This is a genomic window from Achromobacter sp. SX5 (assembly GCF_056711425.1).
On record NZ_CM160041.1, the window covers coordinates 451415 to 467941 of the forward strand.

12 protein-coding genes are annotated in these 16527 nt (G+C 68.2%); 6 read left to right on the top strand and 6 right to left on the bottom strand.

All coding sequences use genetic code 11. The features are described 5' to 3' along the window. The first annotated feature begins 162 nt into the window (after positions 1–162). The 5 genes from AC1M14_RS02170 to rfaE2 all read left to right on the top strand — a co-directional run bounded on the left by AC1M14_RS02170 (position 163) and on the right by rfaE2 (position 5112). The gene (locus AC1M14_RS02170) at positions 163–1167 is read left to right on the top strand and encodes a Tim44 domain-containing protein (protein ID WP_440130634.1); all 1005 of its coding nucleotides are present in this window, start codon (positions 163–165) and stop codon (positions 1165–1167) included. A gap of 171 nt (positions 1168–1338) precedes the next feature. After that, positions 1339–1977 (top strand): ubiquinone biosynthesis accessory factor UbiJ, encoded by a 639-nt coding sequence (locus tag AC1M14_RS02175; protein WP_102773533.1) that lies wholly within the window; start codon positions 1339–1341, stop codon positions 1975–1977. A gap of 3 nt (positions 1978–1980) precedes the next feature. Next, positions 1981–3534, top strand: coding sequence for a ubiquinone biosynthesis regulatory protein kinase UbiB (gene ubiB / locus AC1M14_RS02180; RefSeq protein WP_111826054.1), 1554 nt, complete (start codon positions 1981–1983; stop codon positions 3532–3534). Between the two features lie 176 nt (positions 3535–3710). Continuing rightward, complete coding sequence (locus tag AC1M14_RS02185; protein ID WP_102773292.1) at positions 3711–4586, top strand: ferritin family protein; 876 nt, start codon at positions 3711–3713, stop codon at positions 4584–4586. A gap of 28 nt (positions 4587–4614) precedes the next feature. Beyond that, positions 4615–5112, top strand: a complete 498-nt coding sequence (gene rfaE2 / locus AC1M14_RS02190) for a D-glycero-beta-D-manno-heptose 1-phosphate adenylyltransferase (RefSeq protein ID WP_102773293.1) — start codon at positions 4615–4617, stop codon at positions 5110–5112. Between the two features lie 302 nt (positions 5113–5414). On the opposite strand, the gene AC1M14_RS02195 is transcribed toward rfaE2, so the two are convergent. The 6 genes from AC1M14_RS02195 to AC1M14_RS02220 form a co-directional block, all read right to left on the bottom strand. Next, positions 5415–6746, bottom strand: a complete 1332-nt coding sequence (locus AC1M14_RS02195) for a TolC family outer membrane protein (RefSeq protein ID WP_111826053.1) — start codon at positions 6744–6746, stop codon at positions 5415–5417. A gap of 80 nt (positions 6747–6826) precedes the next feature. Continuing rightward, positions 6827–7507 (bottom strand): protein-L-isoaspartate O-methyltransferase family protein, encoded by a 681-nt coding sequence (locus AC1M14_RS02200; RefSeq protein WP_102773534.1) that lies wholly within the window; start codon positions 7505–7507, stop codon positions 6827–6829. A gap of 101 nt (positions 7508–7608) precedes the next feature. Next, positions 7609–8430 (bottom strand): bifunctional hydroxymethylpyrimidine kinase/phosphomethylpyrimidine kinase, encoded by an 822-nt coding sequence (gene thiD / locus AC1M14_RS02205; protein ID WP_102773295.1) that lies wholly within the window; start codon positions 8428–8430, stop codon positions 7609–7611. Then, positions 8427–9227: a thiazole synthase gene (locus AC1M14_RS02210; RefSeq protein ID WP_102773296.1), complete on the bottom strand. Its 801-nt coding sequence runs from the start codon at positions 9225–9227 to the stop codon at positions 8427–8429. The genes thiD and AC1M14_RS02210 overlap by 4 nt, the downstream gene beginning before the upstream one ends. A 136-nt stretch (positions 9228–9363) precedes the next feature. Next, the gene (locus AC1M14_RS02215; protein ID WP_102773297.1) at positions 9364–10263 is read right to left on the bottom strand and encodes a cobalamin-binding protein; all 900 of its coding nucleotides are present in this window, start codon (positions 10261–10263) and stop codon (positions 9364–9366) included. A gap of 31 nt (positions 10264–10294) precedes the next feature. Then, on the bottom strand, positions 10295–12340 hold the full coding sequence (locus tag AC1M14_RS02220) for a TonB-dependent receptor (RefSeq protein WP_102773298.1): 2046 nt from the start codon (positions 12338–12340) through the stop codon (positions 10295–10297). A 394-nt stretch (positions 12341–12734) separates the two neighbouring features. On the opposite strand from AC1M14_RS02220, the gene metH reads away from it, so the two are divergent. Then, a complete protein-coding gene (gene metH / locus AC1M14_RS02225; RefSeq protein WP_102773299.1) occupies positions 12735–16508 on the top strand; it encodes a methionine synthase in 3774 nt (1257 codons plus the stop codon). Positions 16509–16527 lie beyond the last annotated feature (19 nt).

The window sequence follows — 16527 nt, forward strand, 5'->3', positions numbered from 1 at the left end:
AGCGATTTCCGCCCGGTTTGCGGAACTTGTAGGGCGGCGTCTTGTCCGTTATTCTTACGGTATTCAGATTGTTGTAAGAAAAGTCGTGACCCAAGCTCCGCAACCGGCGGAGATTCCTGCTGCTCGGGGCGGCGGGGGGCGCGAGTACGAGGAGCAATGTCCATGTCCAAATTCTGTCTTTCGCGGTTTGTCGCGGCGGCGCTCATCGCCGTTTCAGGCGCGGCGCTGGTGACGGCGTCGTTCGACGCCGAAGCCCGCCGTGCCGGCGGCGGCGGGAGCTTCGGCCGTCAGTCCACCAACGTGACCCAGCAGCGCCAGGCCACCACGCCGCCGACGGCCACCAACAACACGGCCGGCGCCACCTCCGCGCCCAGCGCGGCCACCGCCGGCGCGGCCACGGCCGGCGCCGCGGGCGCGGCCGCCAAGAGCGGCGCGTCGCGCTGGCTCGGCCCCATCGCCGGCATCGCCGCCGGCCTGGGCATCGCCGCGCTGCTCTCCAGCATGGGCCTGTCCGGCGCCTTCGCCGAGTTTCTGTCGTCGGCGCTGCTGATCGCCCTGGTGGTCTTCGCCATCATGTTCATCGTCCGCCGCCTGCGCGGCGCCGCGCCCCGCGCCGCCACGCAGGGCGCGTTCGGCGGCTCCCATAACAACAATGCGGCCAACGGCCAGCAGCAACCGATGTGGCGCGAATCGCTGCAGCCGGCCCCCGCTCCGGCGGCGGCTCCTGCCGCGGCCGCCGCGCCGGCCGTCCTGCCCAAGGCGGGCGACGACAACAACTGGTTCGTGCCGGGCGACTTCGACACGCCCAACTTCCTCAAGCAGGCCAAGGAGCAGTTCGTGCGCATCCAGGCCGTCTGGGACAGCGGCAGCACCGACCGCCTGCGCGAGTTCCTGACCGACGACCTGATCACCGAGCTCAAGCCGCAGCTGGCCGAGCGCGGCGCGGCGCCCAACAAGACCGAAGTCGTGCTGCTCAACGCCGAGCTGCTGGGCATCGAGACCGTGTCCGACGGCCACCTGGCCAGCGTGCGCTTCTCCGGCATGCTGCGCGAGACCCCGGGCGCCGAGGCCTTCCGCTTCGAGGAAGTCTGGAACCTCTTCAAGCCGCAGACTGGCGGCTGGCTGCTGGCCGGCATCCAGCAGATCCCGGTGGACTACGCCAGCTGAGGCGGCGCGCCCGCCCTCCGTTGGGGATGCCGCAAGGCATCCGCTTGAACCGGCCCCTTCAGGGGCCGGTTTTCCATGTGCCTGCGCAAAACACGCTCCCATCTAACCCGTTACACTCCCGATTTACCCATCAAATCCAGCAACCCGCCCGTCGGGCCGTTGCACACCGTCATGCTGCCTTTTTCGTTTCTGCCCACTCCTACGCGGTTGGCCGTCAGCGCGCTCAATACCTTGTTGCGGCGTGAGGACTGGGCGCGCGACCGCCTGGCGCGGCATGCCGGCAAGACGGTGCGCTTCGCGCTGGGCGGCTTCAGCCTGGGCCTGACGATCGCCAGCGACGGGCTGGCCTCGCAGGCCGATCCGGCGGTGGTGCCCGACGTGACGCTGACGGTGGCGCCCGAGAAACTGCCGCTGCCGCGCCTGGGCGCCGGGCGCGACGCGCCGGATTTCGCCGAGGCCACCCATATCTCGGGCGACGCCGCCCTGGCCCAGGTGGTGGCCGACCTGTCCAAGCAGCTGCGCTGGGACCCCGAGGACGCGCTGGCCCGGGTGGTGGGCGACATCGCGGCGCTGCGCATCGTGGGCGGCGCCCGCGCCGTGGCCGAGGGCGCACGCACGGCCGGCCAGCGCCTGGCCGGCAACGTGTCCGAATACCTGTCCGAGGAAAGCGGCGTGCTGGCGGGCCGGCCGGCGCTGGAGCAATGGCGCCTGGACCTGGCCGAACTCAACGACCGCGCCGAGTCGCTGGCCCGCTCGGCGGCGGCGCTGCAAACCCGCCTGGCCGCGGCCGGCGCAAAGCGGGGCGCCTGATCCATGTTTCCGCTGCTGCGCCTCATCCGCATCATCCTGGTTTCGCTGCGCTACGGCCTGGACGAACTGGTCCTGTCCAGTTTGAACCATCCGCTGGCCACCTGCCTGCTGCGCGTCATCCGCCTGGGCACCCGCCCGCGCAAGCCGCGCGGCCTGCGGCTGCGGCTGGCGCTGGAATCGCTGGGCCCCATTTTCGTGAAGTTCGGGCAGGTGCTGTCCACCCGCCGCGACCTGATCCCCGCCGACATCGCCAACGAACTGGCCTTGCTGCAGGACCGCGTGCCGCCGTTCCCGTCGGCGCAGGCGGCCGCCTGCATCGAGGCGGCCCTGGGCGCGCCGCCCGACAAGCTGTTCGCGCAGTTCGACGTGGACCCGGTGGCCTCGGCCTCGATCGCCCAGGTGCACTTCGCCGTGCTGCACGACGGCCGCGAGGTCGCCGTGAAGGTGCTGCGTCCGGGCATGCTGGACATCATCGAGAAAGACCTGTCGCTGCTGAAGGTGGTGGCCCGCATCATCGAGCGCCTGGGCGCCGACGGCCGCCGCCTGAAGCCGCGCGAAGTCGTGGCCGAATTCGACAAGTACCTGCACGACGAACTGGACCTGGTGCGCGAGGCGTCCAACTGCAGCCAGCTGCGGCGCAATTTCGGCCCGGAGTCCGGGCGCGGCGACATGCTGATCGTGCCCGAGGTGATCTGGGAATACACCGCCTCCACGGTGTTCACCATGCAGCGCATGTACGGCATGCCGGTGGGGCAGGTCGACCGCATGCGCGAGGCCGGCATCGACATCCCGACCCTGGCGCGCACCGGCGTCGAGATCTTCTTCACGCAGGTGTTCACCGACGGCTTCTTCCACGCCGACATGCACCCGGGCAACATCTACGTGTCCGACCGCCCCGAGACGCTGGGCAGCTACATCGCGCTGGACTTCGGCATCGTCGGTTCGCTGTCGGAGTTCGACAAGAACTACTTGGCGCAGAACTTCCTGGCCTTCTTCCACCGCGATTACCGCCGCGTGGCGCAGCTGCACATCGAGTCGGGCTGGGTGCCGCCCGATACGCGCGAGGAAGAACTCGAAGGCGCCGTGCGCGCCGTTTGCGAGCCGTATTTCGACCGTCCTCTGTCCGAGATTTCACTGGGACAGGTGCTGTTGAGGCTCTTTCAAACCTCGCGTCGGTTTAACGTAGAGATCCAGCCGCAGCTGGTCCTGTTGCAAAAGACCCTGCTGAACGTCGAAGGCCTGGGGCGGCAGCTGGACCCCAACCTGGATCTCTGGAAAACGGCCAAACCCTACCTCGAACGCTGGATGCGTCAGCGCGTCGGGATCAAGGGCTTGAGGCAAAGCCTGGAAAAAGAGGCGGCGCAGTGGTCGCAAATGCTGCCCGCCTTGCCCAGGCTGCTCCATGACCAGTTGAGCCGCCCCAATGTTTCGCCGGCGTTGCTGGCCGAAATGGCTCAGTTGCGGCGGGCGCAGGAGCAGAACAACCGGTTGGTTGCAGCGCTGGTTGGCGTCGTCGCGCTGGCAGTCGGAGTCGCGATATGGGCATTGACCCGGTAGGCGCAGCAATGTTTTAGACGCCTACTGTCATGTTTCATTCATGAAGCGGTCATCATAGCTTCGCGGGAAACGGCGAAAAATAGCACTGCGGCGCAAGACCGCAGTGCGTGCCGCGCGGTGCGTGCCATTCATCAATTTTCATAGCCCCATCAGCGGGATCAATACAAGGGCAGAACATGCTTTATCCTGAACTCTTCAAGACCATGGAAGCCGTGCGCTGGAACATGGCGCATGACATCCCCTGGGGCGACTTCGATCGCAGCAAGCTGTCGGACGAGCAGGCGCACACCATCAAGATGAACGCCATCACGGAATGGGCCGCGCTGCCGGCCACCGAGATGTTCCTGCGCGACAACCGCGGCGACAGCGACTTCTGCGCCTTCATGTCGGTCTGGTTCTTCGAAGAGCAGAAGCACTCCCTGGTGCTGATCGAATACCTGCGCCGCTTCCGTCCCGACCTGGTGCCCACCGAGGAAGAACTGCACAACGTGCGCTTCGAATTCGACCGGGCCCCCGAACTCGAAACCCTGATGCTGCATTTCTGCGGCGAGGTCCGCCTGAACCACTGGTATCGCCGCGCCGCCGAATGGCACACCGAGCCGGTCATCAAGGCCATCTACAAGACCGTGGCCCAGGACGAGGCCCGCCACGCGGGCGCCTACCTGCAATACATGCGCCGCGCGCTGCACGACCGCGGCCAGAGCACCAGCGAACAGGCGCGCCTGGCGTTCTCCAAGATCGGCGTGCTGATGGCCTCGGCCGGCCGCACGCAGCAGGCGCTGCACCCGACCAACCTGCACGTGAACAAGGACCTGTTCCCCAACGACACGGTGCAGTCGCGCCTGCCGGAGCCGGGCTGGCTCGAACACTGGCTGGACTCGCAGATCCGCTTCGACGGCGTGTGGGAACAGAAGGTCGCCACCCGCATCCTGCATATCCTCTCCAAGCTGATGGACCGCAGCTTCGAGACGGTCAAGGACCTGAACCGCTACCGCAAGGAAATGGCGGCCCTGGTCGTGCCCAAGGAAAAGCAGATCATCCAGCCCGTCTGAGGCCGGGGGGCGGCTGTACAATCGCCGCATGCCAGCCGCCCGTTTCGAATCCAAGGTCCTGTCCCGCGACGCCTGCGTCGCCGCCATCGCCGCCGGCCGCTATCCGCGGCCGCTGGTGTTCACCAACGGCGTGTTCGACATTCTGCACCGGGGCCATGCAACCTACCTCGACCAGGCCGCCCAGCTGGGCGCGACGCTGGTGGTGGCGGTCAACACCGACGAGTCGGTGCGCCGCCTGGGCAAGGGCGCCGAGCGCCCGCTCAACCGCATGGAAGACCGCGCCGCGCTGCTGGCCGCGCTGGGCTGCGTGACGCTGGTCACCTCCTTCCACGAAGACACGCCCGAAGCCCTGATCGCTCAGCTCAAGCCTGACCTGATCGTCAAGGGCGGCGACTACGACATGGAAACGCTGCCCGAGACCGCCCTGGTCAAGACCTGGGGCGGCCGCGCCGTGGCGATCCCGTTCGAATTCGAGCGCTCGACGACCGCGCTGGTGCGCAAGATCGCGGCCGAGGTTCAGCGGTAAACGGCGGGCACCGGCTCCATTCCTTTCATTGAGCGTCGCGCAGTCGTAGGATGGGTGCAGCGCGAGAACCTTGACGCAAGAACGCAAGCGCGGAGCGCGCGGAACCCATCAGCCGGCGGCAGCCGGCATTTTTTTTGGTGAAAAGAACTGGCCTCTTGCCACGAAAAGCGGCGGCTGGCGCCGCCTGATGGGTTTCGCGCGCTTGATACCTGGGATTTTGCGTCAAGCTTCTCGCGCTGCACCCATCCTACGAACCACCATCGAACCGCCATCGAACCACCATCGGCAGCCCCGCGGACCCATCACCGCGCATCCCTCAGCAACCGGTTGATCGCTTCCAGGTCGGCCTCGCCCAGGATGCCGCTGACGGCTTTCAGGCGCAGGCTGGACAGCACCGTGCTGTAGCGGGCCAGCGCCAGGTCGCGCTGGGTGGCGTAGAGCTGCTGCTGGGCGTTGAGCACGTCCAGGTTGATGCGCACGCCGACCTCGTAGCCGGTGCGGTTGGCCTCGACGGCGGCGCGGCTGGATTTCTCGCCGGCCTCCAGGGCCTCGATGCGCGCCAGGCCGCTGGTGACGCCGGTGTAGTACTGGCGCGCGGCCTGCACGGCCTGGCGGCGCGCCGCCTCGTAGTCGTGGCGCGCCTTCTGTTCCAGCTGCACTTTCTCGGTCACCTGCGAGGAAACCCCGCCGCCCGAGTAAAGCGGAATCGACAGCACCACGCCGACGGTGTTGTCGATGGGCTTGCCGGGCGCGGCGTTGCGCATGACGGCGTCGCTGGCGCTGCCGCTGGTGGCGCGCAGGTTCAGGGTGGGATAGTGGCCGCTCTTGGCGATCTGGATCTCGCGTCCGGCGATGCGGGTCAGCAGCTGGGCGCGCAGGACTTCCAGGCTGGAGGCCTCGGCCTGGTTGCTCCACTCGTTCATGCGGGCCGGCTGCGGGGCCGGCAGCTGCACGCCGTAGGGCAGTTCGGCCAGCGCGCCCGGGGCGGTGCCGATGATCTTGGCCAGTTCCTCGCGCCGCACTTCCAGGTCGTTCTGCAGGCGCAGTTCCTGGGCCACGACCAGATCGTAGCGGGCCTGGGCCTCGTAGGTGTCGGTAATGGTGGCGTTGCCCAGCTCGAAATTGCGCTTGGCCGATTCCAGCTGCCCGGCGACGGCGGCTTTTTCGGCCTCGGTGGCCGTCAGCGTGTCCTGGGCGTAGAGCACGTTGAAGTAGGCATCGGCCACGCGCAGCAGCAGGTCCTGGTAGGCCTGCTGCAACTGCACCTCGACGTCGGCGACGATGAGCTTGGATTGTTCGTAGTTCTGCCAGCGGCCCCAGTCGAACAGGGGCTGGGTCAGGGACAGGTCCCATACGCCGCGCCCGCCGCTGTAGGCCACGCCCAGGCCGCGGGTGCTGCGGGTTTCCTGGTAGGCGCCGCCGGCCTCGGCGGAAATCAGGGGCAGCAGCAGGGAGCGCGCCTGCGGCTCTTTCTCCAGGCCGGCGCGGTAGTTGGCGCGCGCCGCGGCGTAGATCGGGTCATTGCCCAGCGCCGCCTGCCAGACCTGCATCAGGTTCTGGGCGCGCGCCAGCGACGGGCCGACGCTTGCGGCGCAGGTAAATACCAGTAAAGCCGTAAGCAATCGGACGCGCATGATCTTTCAGTGATGAGCAGGGCCGCGCGGAAAGCCGCCCGTCCCGCCGTCGTGGGGGCGCCGGGCGGCGGGGTCGGGATTCAGAACTTGAACTGGGAGACCGTGACGCCGCGCAGCGGCTTGATGACCGTTTCGAACAGGTTCACCGTTTCGAAGCTGGCCGCGGTGGTGCGGGTGATGCGACAGGCGGTCATGATGGGCGCCTGGCCCACCACGACGACCAGGCGGCCGCCGACGCGCAGCTGGTACTTCAGGGCGTCCGGCACGGTCGGCACGGAGCCGGTGACGAGGATGGCGTCGTATTCGGTGGAGCCCCAGCCGTTGCGGGCGTCGCCGGTTTCGACCTTGACGTTGGTGACGTTGTTCATCTGCAGGTTCTGCTGCGCGAAGGTCACCAGGCGGCTGTCGATCTCGACCGAGGTGACCTGCTGCGCCAGGTAGCCCAGCAGGGCGGCCTGGTAGCCGGAGCCGGTGCCGATTTCCAGCACGCAGTCGGACTTGGTCAGCTGCAGCTCCTGGGCCAGGCGCGCTTCCACCTTGGGCGCGAGCATGGTCTGGCGCGTGTTGACCGCGTTGATCTCTAGCGGCAGTTCCAGGTCGGAAAACGCCATCGCGCGCAGGGCCGGCGGAACGAATTGTTCGCGGCGCACGTCGAACAGCGCTTGCAGCACGTTGGCGTCCAGAACGTCCCACGGGCGGATCTGCTGTTCCACCATGTTGAAGCGGGCTTGTTCTACGTCGGGCAGGGTCGAAGCGTTCATGACGGTCAGAAAAAACAGAGGAATCAACAGACCATTGTACCGATTCGTAGCGTACTGTGACGCCCCGGCCCCCCGGGGACGGTTTCAGCCCGCGCCCGCGCCTACCACCAGGCGTGGAAGTGGTGCACCGGCCCGTGGCCGGAACCCACCGACAGGCGCTCCGCGTGGCGGATGGCCTCGGTCAGGTAGGCCTTGGCGCGCCGGGCGGCCTCTGGTACGTCCCCGGTTTGCGGCAGCAGCGCCGCCAGCGCCGCCGACAGCGTGCAGCCGGTGCCGTGGGTGTTGGCCGTGGCGATGCGGTGGCCGGGCAGCTCGATCATGCGGTCGCCGTCATGCAGCAGGTCGATGGTGTCGTCGCCCGGCAGGTGGCCGCCCTTGACGAGCACCCAGCGCTCGCCGGCATACGCCAGCTTGTTGCGCAGCCGTTCGGCCACGCGGCGCATTTCCTTGACCGTCTCGACCGGGCGCTCTTCGAGCAGCACGCCGGCCTCGGGCAGGTTGGGCGTGAGCAGGGTGGCCTGCGGCAGCAGCGCCTCGCGCATGGCGCCCACGGCGTCGCGCTCCAGCAGCAGGTCGCCGCTCTTGGCCACCATGACCGGGTCCAGCACCACGTGCGCCGGCGTCCATTTGGCGAGCTTCTCGGCCACGACCTGGATCACCGGCTGCTGGCCCAGCATGCCGATCTTGACCGCGTCGATGCGCACGTCCTCGAACAGCGTGTCGATCTGCTGGCCCACGAAGGCCGGCGGCACCGCCGAAATGCCGCTGACGCCGCGGGTGTTCTGGGCGGTCAGGGCCGCGATGACCGAGCAGCCATAGGCGCCCAGCGCGCTCATGGCCTTGACGTCGGCCAGGATGCCGGCGCCGCCGGAGGGATCGACCCCGGCGATGGTCAGCGCGTTGGGGATGGGGCGGGTGCTCATTTGGCGCCGCCGGTGATCAGGCCTTCGGTGGGCGAGCTGGGCGCGCCGCTGTACAGCTTCTTGGGCATGCGGCCGGCCAGGAAGGCTTCGCGGCCGGCTTCCACGCCCTTTTTCATGGCGCTGGCCATCAGGATCGGGTCGCGCGCGCCGGCGATGGCGGTGTTCATGAGCACGGCGTCGCAGCCCAGTTCCATGGCGATGGCGGCGTCCGAGGCGGTGCCCACGCCGGCGTCCACCACGATGGGCACGCGGGCCTGTTCGATGATGAGGCGCAGGTTCCAGGGGTTCAGGATGCCCATGCCCGAGCCGATCAGCGAGGCCAGCGGCATCACCGCCACGGCGCCCAGGTCTTCCAGCATGCGGCACTGGATCGGGTCGTCGGTGCAATACACCATGACCTTGAAGCCTTCGTCGACCAGCGTCTTGGTGGCCTTGAGGGTTTCCGGCATGTTGGGGAACAGGGTGTGCGGGTCGCCCAGCACTTCCAGCTTGACCAGGTCGTGGCCGTCGAGCAGCTCGCGCGCCAGGCGCAGCGTGCGCACGGCGTCGTCGGCGCTGTAGCAGCCGGCGGTGTTGGGCAGCAGCGTGAATTTCGAGGGCGGGACGTAGTCCAGCAGGTTCGGTTCGCCGGCGTTCTGGCCGATGTTGGTGCGGCGGATCGCGACCGTGACGATCTCGGTGCCGCTGGCGTCCAGCGCCGCGCGGGTCTGTTCGAAGTCTTTGTATTTGCCGGTGCCGACGAGCAGGCGCGACGAATAGGCGCGGCCGGCGATGGTGAGGGTGTCTTGAGTGGTCATGGCGGAGCTTCAAAGAGCGGGCGCGCACGATGCGGGGCCCGCGGGGACTGGCATATCGTTGCCGAATGATAAAGCACGAAGCGCCCGCCGGCGGCGCGCCGCCGTTCCACTATTTGGCGATCGCGGCGCGGCCCGCTCAGCGGCGCAGCCGGTCCAGGTCGGCGCACAGGGTTTCGGCGGCGTCCAGCAGGCGCGGGCCGGGGCGGTACAGCGCGTCGGCGTCGATGCCGTAGACGTGGCCCTGGCGGGCGGCGGGCAGGCCCAGCGCCTGCCAGGCGGCGAGATTGCGCGCGGTGTCCTGCGGCCCGGCGACGCCGGCCAGCACGGCCTCGGGCCGGGCCGCCAGCACGCTTTCCAGCGTGACCTGCGGGGCCACCACGGGCGCCTGGCCGAAGACGTTGACGCCGCCGCAGGCGCGCAGCGCGTCGCTGACGATGCTGGCGTCGTTCAGGGTGTAGATCGGTTCCAGGCCGGCCTGCACGAACACGCGCACCGGCCGGCGCCCGGCGTAGCGCGCCTTCAGGGCGTCGAGCCGAGCGCGCAGCGCGTCGGCGGCCGGCCGCGCGCGGGCTTCGGTGCCGAACAGCACGCCCATGCGCTCGACCGCGCCGGGGATGGCGTCCAGGCGCTGCGGATCGCTGTAGAAGACCGGCACGCCCAGCTTGTCCATGACCCGCGCCAGCGGCTCGGCGGCGGCCGTCTGCCAGGCGATCAGCAGGTCGGGGCGGGCGGCCGCCACCCGTTCGGGATCGGGTTGGGTGCCGTCGCCGATCACCGGCAGCGCGCGGGCGGCTGGCGGATAGTCGCTGCCGCGGATGGTGGCGGCGATGTAGTCGCCCGCGCCCGCCGCGTACACCAGCTCGGTGGCGTGCGGGGCCAGCGTGACGGCGCGCCGCGCCGGCGCGGACAACGCCACCTCGCGGCCGCGGTCGTCGGTGACCTGGATCGGCGCGCCGCCCCGCGCCAGGACGGGCGCGGCGCCCAGCGCCAGGATCAGCGCCAGGCCTGCGGCGATGCGGACGCGCTTTGCTGTCATGCCAGGGCCTCGGTGGTACCGGGAGCCGGCCTCAGTAGCGCAGCGTGAGCGACGCGTAGAAGTTGCGGCCCGGGGCGGGGTACAGGCTGTAGTTGGCGACCGGGCCCAGCATCTCGAACGAGGCGTTGCCGCCGCGGATGCCGTAGGTGGCGTATTCGCGGTCGAAGATGTTGTTCACGCCGATGGCGCCTTCGATGTTGCGGGTGAATTTATACGCCAGCTTGGTATTGAACAGCACGTAGGCGTCGAGCTGCTTGCCGAACTGGTTGGCCTGGTCGTTGTCCATGCGCGACTTGCCCACGTATTGCGCGGTCACGTTCCACAGGAAGGCGTCGGTCGGGCGCCAGGTGACGCCGGCGTTGGCCAGCCACTTCGGGGCCAGCGGCACGGTCTTGCCGGACAGGTCCACGCCGGCGTAGGTGCCGGAGCGGAATTGCGCTTCCATCCAGGTCACGTTGGCGTCCAGCGCCAGGCTGCTGGTCAGCGCCGTATGGCCTTCCAGTTCGACGCCCTGGCGCCGGGTCGGGTCCAGGTTGGTGTTGGCGCCGGTGCCGGGGCCCCAGATGCCGTCGGCCAGCGGGTTGTACTGGATTTCGTTGGTCAGGTCGGAACGGAAGTACGACAGGCGGGCGCTGCTGCGGGCGTCCTGCCAGGTGATGCCGATTTCCTTGTCCGTCGAGGTCTGCGCCGCCAGCGGGCTTTGCACCGACAGCAGTTCGTCGGCGTTGGGCAGGCGGAAGCTGCGGCCGATCTTGCCGTAGACGCCGAAGCCGGCGGCCAGGTCCTGGCGCACGCCCAGCTGCCAGGCGGTGAGGTGGTTGCTGCGGTCGGAGGCCGTGCCGGTGCCGCTGATCACGTCCAGATCGTCGGACGCGTACTGGCGGCGCACGCCGGCGGTCACGTAGGTGCTGTCGGTGGCGCGGATCTGGCCTTCGGCGAACAGGCCGTACTGGTGCTGGCGGGATCGCCACTTCGACGGTTCGAAGTCGTAGTAGGCGTTCTGATTGGCCGTGGTCTTGGCTTCCTGCGCGTCGGCGCCGAAGACCAGGCTGTGGCCGCCCGAGATCGGCAGCTGGTAGCGCACGCTGGCGATGTTCTCTTCCAGCTTCTGGTCGCGCAGGATGTCGCCGAAGCCGTCGTAGGTCAGGCCGTCGAGCTTCTTTTCGCGGGTCGACAGGTCGGCGTACAGCGTGCCGGCGCCGATCCGCTGCTCGGCCTGCAGGCCGAAGGTGGTGGTCGTGGTGTCGACGTAGTCGACGTCGTTCTTGGCGCCGCGGCGGTCGTCCTGGTATTCGTTGACGCCGGTGGTCGGGTTGATGGTGCGCGGGCCGGGCAGCTCCAGCTTCTGGCTGGTGGTGCGTCCGTACAGGCGCAGCGAACCGCCGTCGTGGCGCAGCGTGATGCCGCCGCCGCCGCCTTCGCGGCGTTCGCCGCTGTGGTCGCGGTAGCCGTCGGTGTGCAGCGACTGCATATAGGCGTCGACGCCGACCTTCTCGTTGTTCAGGGCCACGGCGGCGTCGTACTGGCGCAGGCCGTAGCTGCCGAGGGTGGCGGTGGCGCGGGCCGTCACCGGCTCCGCGGCGAAGTCCTTGCGGGTGATGATGTTGATCACGCCGCCGGTGGTGCCGCCGCCGTACTGGACCGAGCCGCTGCCGCGCACGATCTCGATGCGCTCGACCTGGTCCAGCGGCACCACGCCCAGGCTGGGCGCGGACAGGTCGTTGGTGTTCTGCTTGACCCCGTCGATCAGGATCAGGGTGTTGCTGGCGCCGGTGATGCCGAAGCCGCGCAGGTCCACGATGGCGTTGTCGCTCGATCCCGTGGTGTTGAGCAGATGGATGCCCGCCTGCGTCGACAGCAGGTCCTGCATGGTGCGGGCGCTGCTGGCCTCGATGTCGCGGGCGCTGATGACCGAGATCGACACCGGCAGCGTGCGGCCGTCGGTCGGCACGCGCTGGGCGGTGACGGTGACCGGGTCGAGTTCGGGGGCGGAGGCGTCGGTTTGCTGGGCGGCGGCGATGGCCGGAGCGGAACAGAGCAGGGCGCCGGCGTAACGCCGGATGGAGCGGGCTTTCATCTACGTAACCTCGATACGGCCCGCGACCCCGCAGGCCATGCACGATGGGAGGACGGGAACGTCCTGACTGGCGAACAGGCCGGTATCGGGCTGCCATGGCGCGGCGCGCGCATGGGGACCGTTGCGGGGGCAGCACAGGCTGGAGCCGGGGGCGGGCCTGGGCCTGCCGTCCTGCGGACATCTTCCTGTTTCCCGTTTACCTTTCGCACGCGGCCTGCAAGTGTTGCGTTCCTGCAGGCGCATTGCGCCGAAAGCACCGGTTCGGGGCGGAAACTGTATCACCGGCGGGCGCGGGCCAGCCCATTTTGTTACGATCAAGACTTGTTTTTTCGGCGTTTTTCGCTTTTTAGCCACACCGCGCCGTCGTCGCCACCCACTCCATCCGGACCTGCCCGTGTCGTATCCCCGCCTGCCATACCCGCCCGAAGCCTATACCCAGGGCGGCGATTTCGCCCGCCTGCTGGGCCAGCGCATCCTGATCCTGGATGGCGCCATGGGCACCATGATCCAGCGCTACAAGCTGGGCGAAGCGGATTTCCGCGGCGAGCGCTTCAAGGACCACGGCAAGGACCTCAAGGGCGACAACGAACTGCTGTCGCTGGTGCGCCCCGACGTGATCGCCGAGATCCACCGCCAGTACCTGGAGGCCGGGGCCGACGTCATCGAGACCAACACGTTCGGCGCCACCTCCATCGCCCAGGGCGACTACGACCTGCCGGGCCTGGCCTATGAGCTGAACCTGGAATCGGCAAAACTGGCGCGCGCGGCCTGTGACGCCTACAGCACGCCGGACAAGCCGCGTTTCGTGGCCGGCGCGCTGGGTCCGCAGCCCAAGACCGCCTCGATCTCGCCCGATGTGAACGATCCGGGCGCGCGCAACGTCACCTTCGACGAGCTGCGCACCGCCTATGTCGAACAGCTCAACGGGCTGCTCGACGGCGGCATCGACATCGTCCTGATCGAAACCATTTTCGACACCCTCAACGCCAAGGCGGCCATCTACGCCACCGAGCAGGTGTTCGAGGAGCGCGGCATCCGCCTGCCCGTGATGATCTCCGGCACGGTGACCGACGCCTCCGGGCGCATTCTGTCGGGCCAGACCGTGGAGGCCTTCTGGAACTCGGTGCGCCACGCGCGGCCCATCACCATCGGCCTGAACTGCGCGCTGGGCGCGGCGCTGATGCGGCCCTACGTGGCCGAGCTGTCCAAGATCTGCGACACCTACGTCTGCGTCTATCCCAACGCCGGCCTGCCCAACCCCATGGCCGAGACCGGCTTCGACGAAACCCCGGCCGACACCTCGGCGCTGCTGGAGGAGTTCGCGCGCGCCGGGCTGGTGAACATGTCCGGCGGCTGTTGCGGCACCACGCCCGACCACATCCGCGCCATCGCCGGGAAGGTCGCCGCGCTGACGCCGCGCGCCGTGCCCGACATTCCGGTCAAGACGCGCCTGTCGGGCCTGGAACCCTTGAACATCGACGAAGAGACGCTGTTCGTCAACGTCGGCGAGCGCACCAACGTCACCGGCAGCAAAATGTTCGCCCGCCTGATCCGCGAAGAGAAATACGACGAGGCGCTGGCGGTGGCCCGCCAGCAGGTCGAGAACGGCGCGCAGATCATCGACATCAACATGGACGAGGCCATGCTGGATTCGGTGGCCTGCATGCACCGCTTCCTGAACCTGATCGCCTCCGAACCGGACATCGCGCGCGTGCCGATCATGATCGACAGCTCCAAGTGGGAAGTCATCGAGGCCGGCCTGAAGTGCGTGCAGGGCAAGCCGGTGGTGAACTCGATATCCATGAAGGAAGGCCTGGACAGCTTCCGCGAGCACGCGCGCCTGTGCCGGCGCTACGGCGCCGCGGTGGTGGTGATGGCCTTCGACGAGCAGGGCCAGGCCGACACGCTGGAACGGCGCAAGGAAATCTGCGGCCGCGCCTACAAGATCCTGGTCGAGGAAGAGGGCTTCCCGCCCGAGGACATCATTTTCGATCCGAACGTGTTCGCCGTCGCCACCGGCATCGACGAGCACAACCATTACGCGATGGACTTCATCGAAGGCACGCGCTGGATCCGCGAGAACCTGCCGCACGCCCGCATTTCGGGCGGCGTGTCCAACGTGAGCTTCTCGTTCCGCGGCAACGAGCCCATGCGCGAGGCCATCCACACCGTGTTCCTGTACTACGCGGTGCGCGAAGGCATGACCATGGGCATCGTCAACGCCGGCCAGCTCGGCGTGTACGCGGACCTGGAGCCCAAGCTGCGCGACCTGGTCGAGGACGTGATCCTGGACCGGCCCGAGCCCGTGGGCAAGACCGAGGCCGACGACGAGCGCACGCCCACCGAGCGCCTGGTGCAGTTCGCCGACAGCGTCAAGGGCGCCGGGGCCAAGAAGGAAGAGGACCTGAGCTGGCGCAATGCGGAGGTCGAGCAGCGCCTGTCGCACGCGCTGGTGCACGGCATCACGGCCTTCATCGTGGAAGACACGGAAGAAGTGCGCCAGAAGATCGCCGCGCGCGGCGGCCGTCCGATCGAAGTGATCGAGGGCCCGCTGATGGACGGCATGAACGTCGTGGGCGACCTGTTCGGCGCGGGCAAGATGTTCCTGCCGCAGGTGGTCAAGTCGGCCCGCGTCATGAAGCAGGCCGTGGCGCACCTGATTCCCTTCATCGAGGAAGAAAAGCGCCAGATCGCGGCGGCCGGCGGCGACGTGCGCGCCAAGGGCAAGATCGTCATCGCCACCGTCAAGGGCGACGTGCACGACATCGGCAAGAACATCGTGTCGGTGGTCCTGCAATGCAATAACTTCGAGGTCGTGAACATGGGCGTGATGGTGCCCTGCGCGCAGATCCTGGAGAAGGCCAAGGAAGAAAACGCCGACATCGTCGGCCTGTCCGGCCTGATCACGCCCAGCCTCGAGGAAATGGCCTACGTCGCCTCGGAAATGCAGCGCGACGAATACTTCCGCAGCCGCAAGATCCCGCTGATGATAGGCGGGGCCACCACCAGCCGCGTGCATACCGCCGTGAAGATCGCGCCCAACTACGAAGGCCCGGTCATCTACGTGCCGGACGCCAGCCGCTCGGTCGGCGTGGCCACCAGCCTGATGTCCGACCAGTCGGAAGCCTACCTGGCCGAGCTGGCCCAGGAATACGAAGACGTGCGCCGCCGCCACGCCAACCGCAAGGCCACGCCCATCCTGCCGCTGGCCGAGGCGCGCGCCTCGCGCCCGCAGATCGACTGGGACGCCTACACGCCGCCGCGTCCGAAATTCATCGGCCGGCGCAGCTTCAAGAGCTACGACCTGGCCGAGATCGCGAAGTACGTGGACTGGGGCCCGTTCTTCCAGACCTGGAGCCTGTTCGGCCCGTTCCCGGCGATCCTGGACGACAAGGTCGTGGGCGAGCAGGCGCGCAAGGTCTACGCCGACGGCCAGGCCATGATGAAGCGCATCGTCGAAGGCCGCTGGCTGACCGCCAACGGCGTGGTCGGCTTCTACCCGGCCAACAGCGTCAACGACGAGGACATCGAGGTCTACAAGGACGAAACCCGCAGCGAAGTGCTGTTCACCTACCGCAACCTGCGCCAGCAGGGCGCCAAGCGCGAGGGCGTGAGCAACAAGTCGCTGTCGGACTTCATCGCGCCCAGGTCCAGCGGCAAGCTCGACTACATCGGCATGTTCGCCGTGACCGCCGGCCTGGGCATCGAGAAGAAGGAAGCCGAATTCGAGAAGGCGCTGGACGACTACTCCAGCATCATGCTGAAGTCCCTGGCCGACCGCCTGGCCGAAGCCTTCGCCGAATGCCTGCACGCCCGCGTGCGCCAGGACCTGTGGGGCTACGCGCCCGACGAGGCCCTGACCAACGAGGACATGATCGCCGAGAAATACGTGGGCATCCGACCCGCGCCCGGCTACCCCGCCTGCCCGGAGCACGTGGTCAAGACCGACCTGTTCCGCGTGCTCGACGGCGCCGACATCGGCATGACGCTGACCGACAGCTACGCCATGTATCCGGCCTCCAGCGTGTCCGGTTTCTACTTCAGCCACCCGCAGTCGCAGTACTTCAACGTGGGCGTGATCGGCGAGGACCAGTTGCAGGATTACGCGGCGCGCAGCGGGCGCAGCATCGAAGACCTGAAACGGACGCTGGCGCCGAACCTGGGGTGAGGGTTTGGGGCCGGCGCGG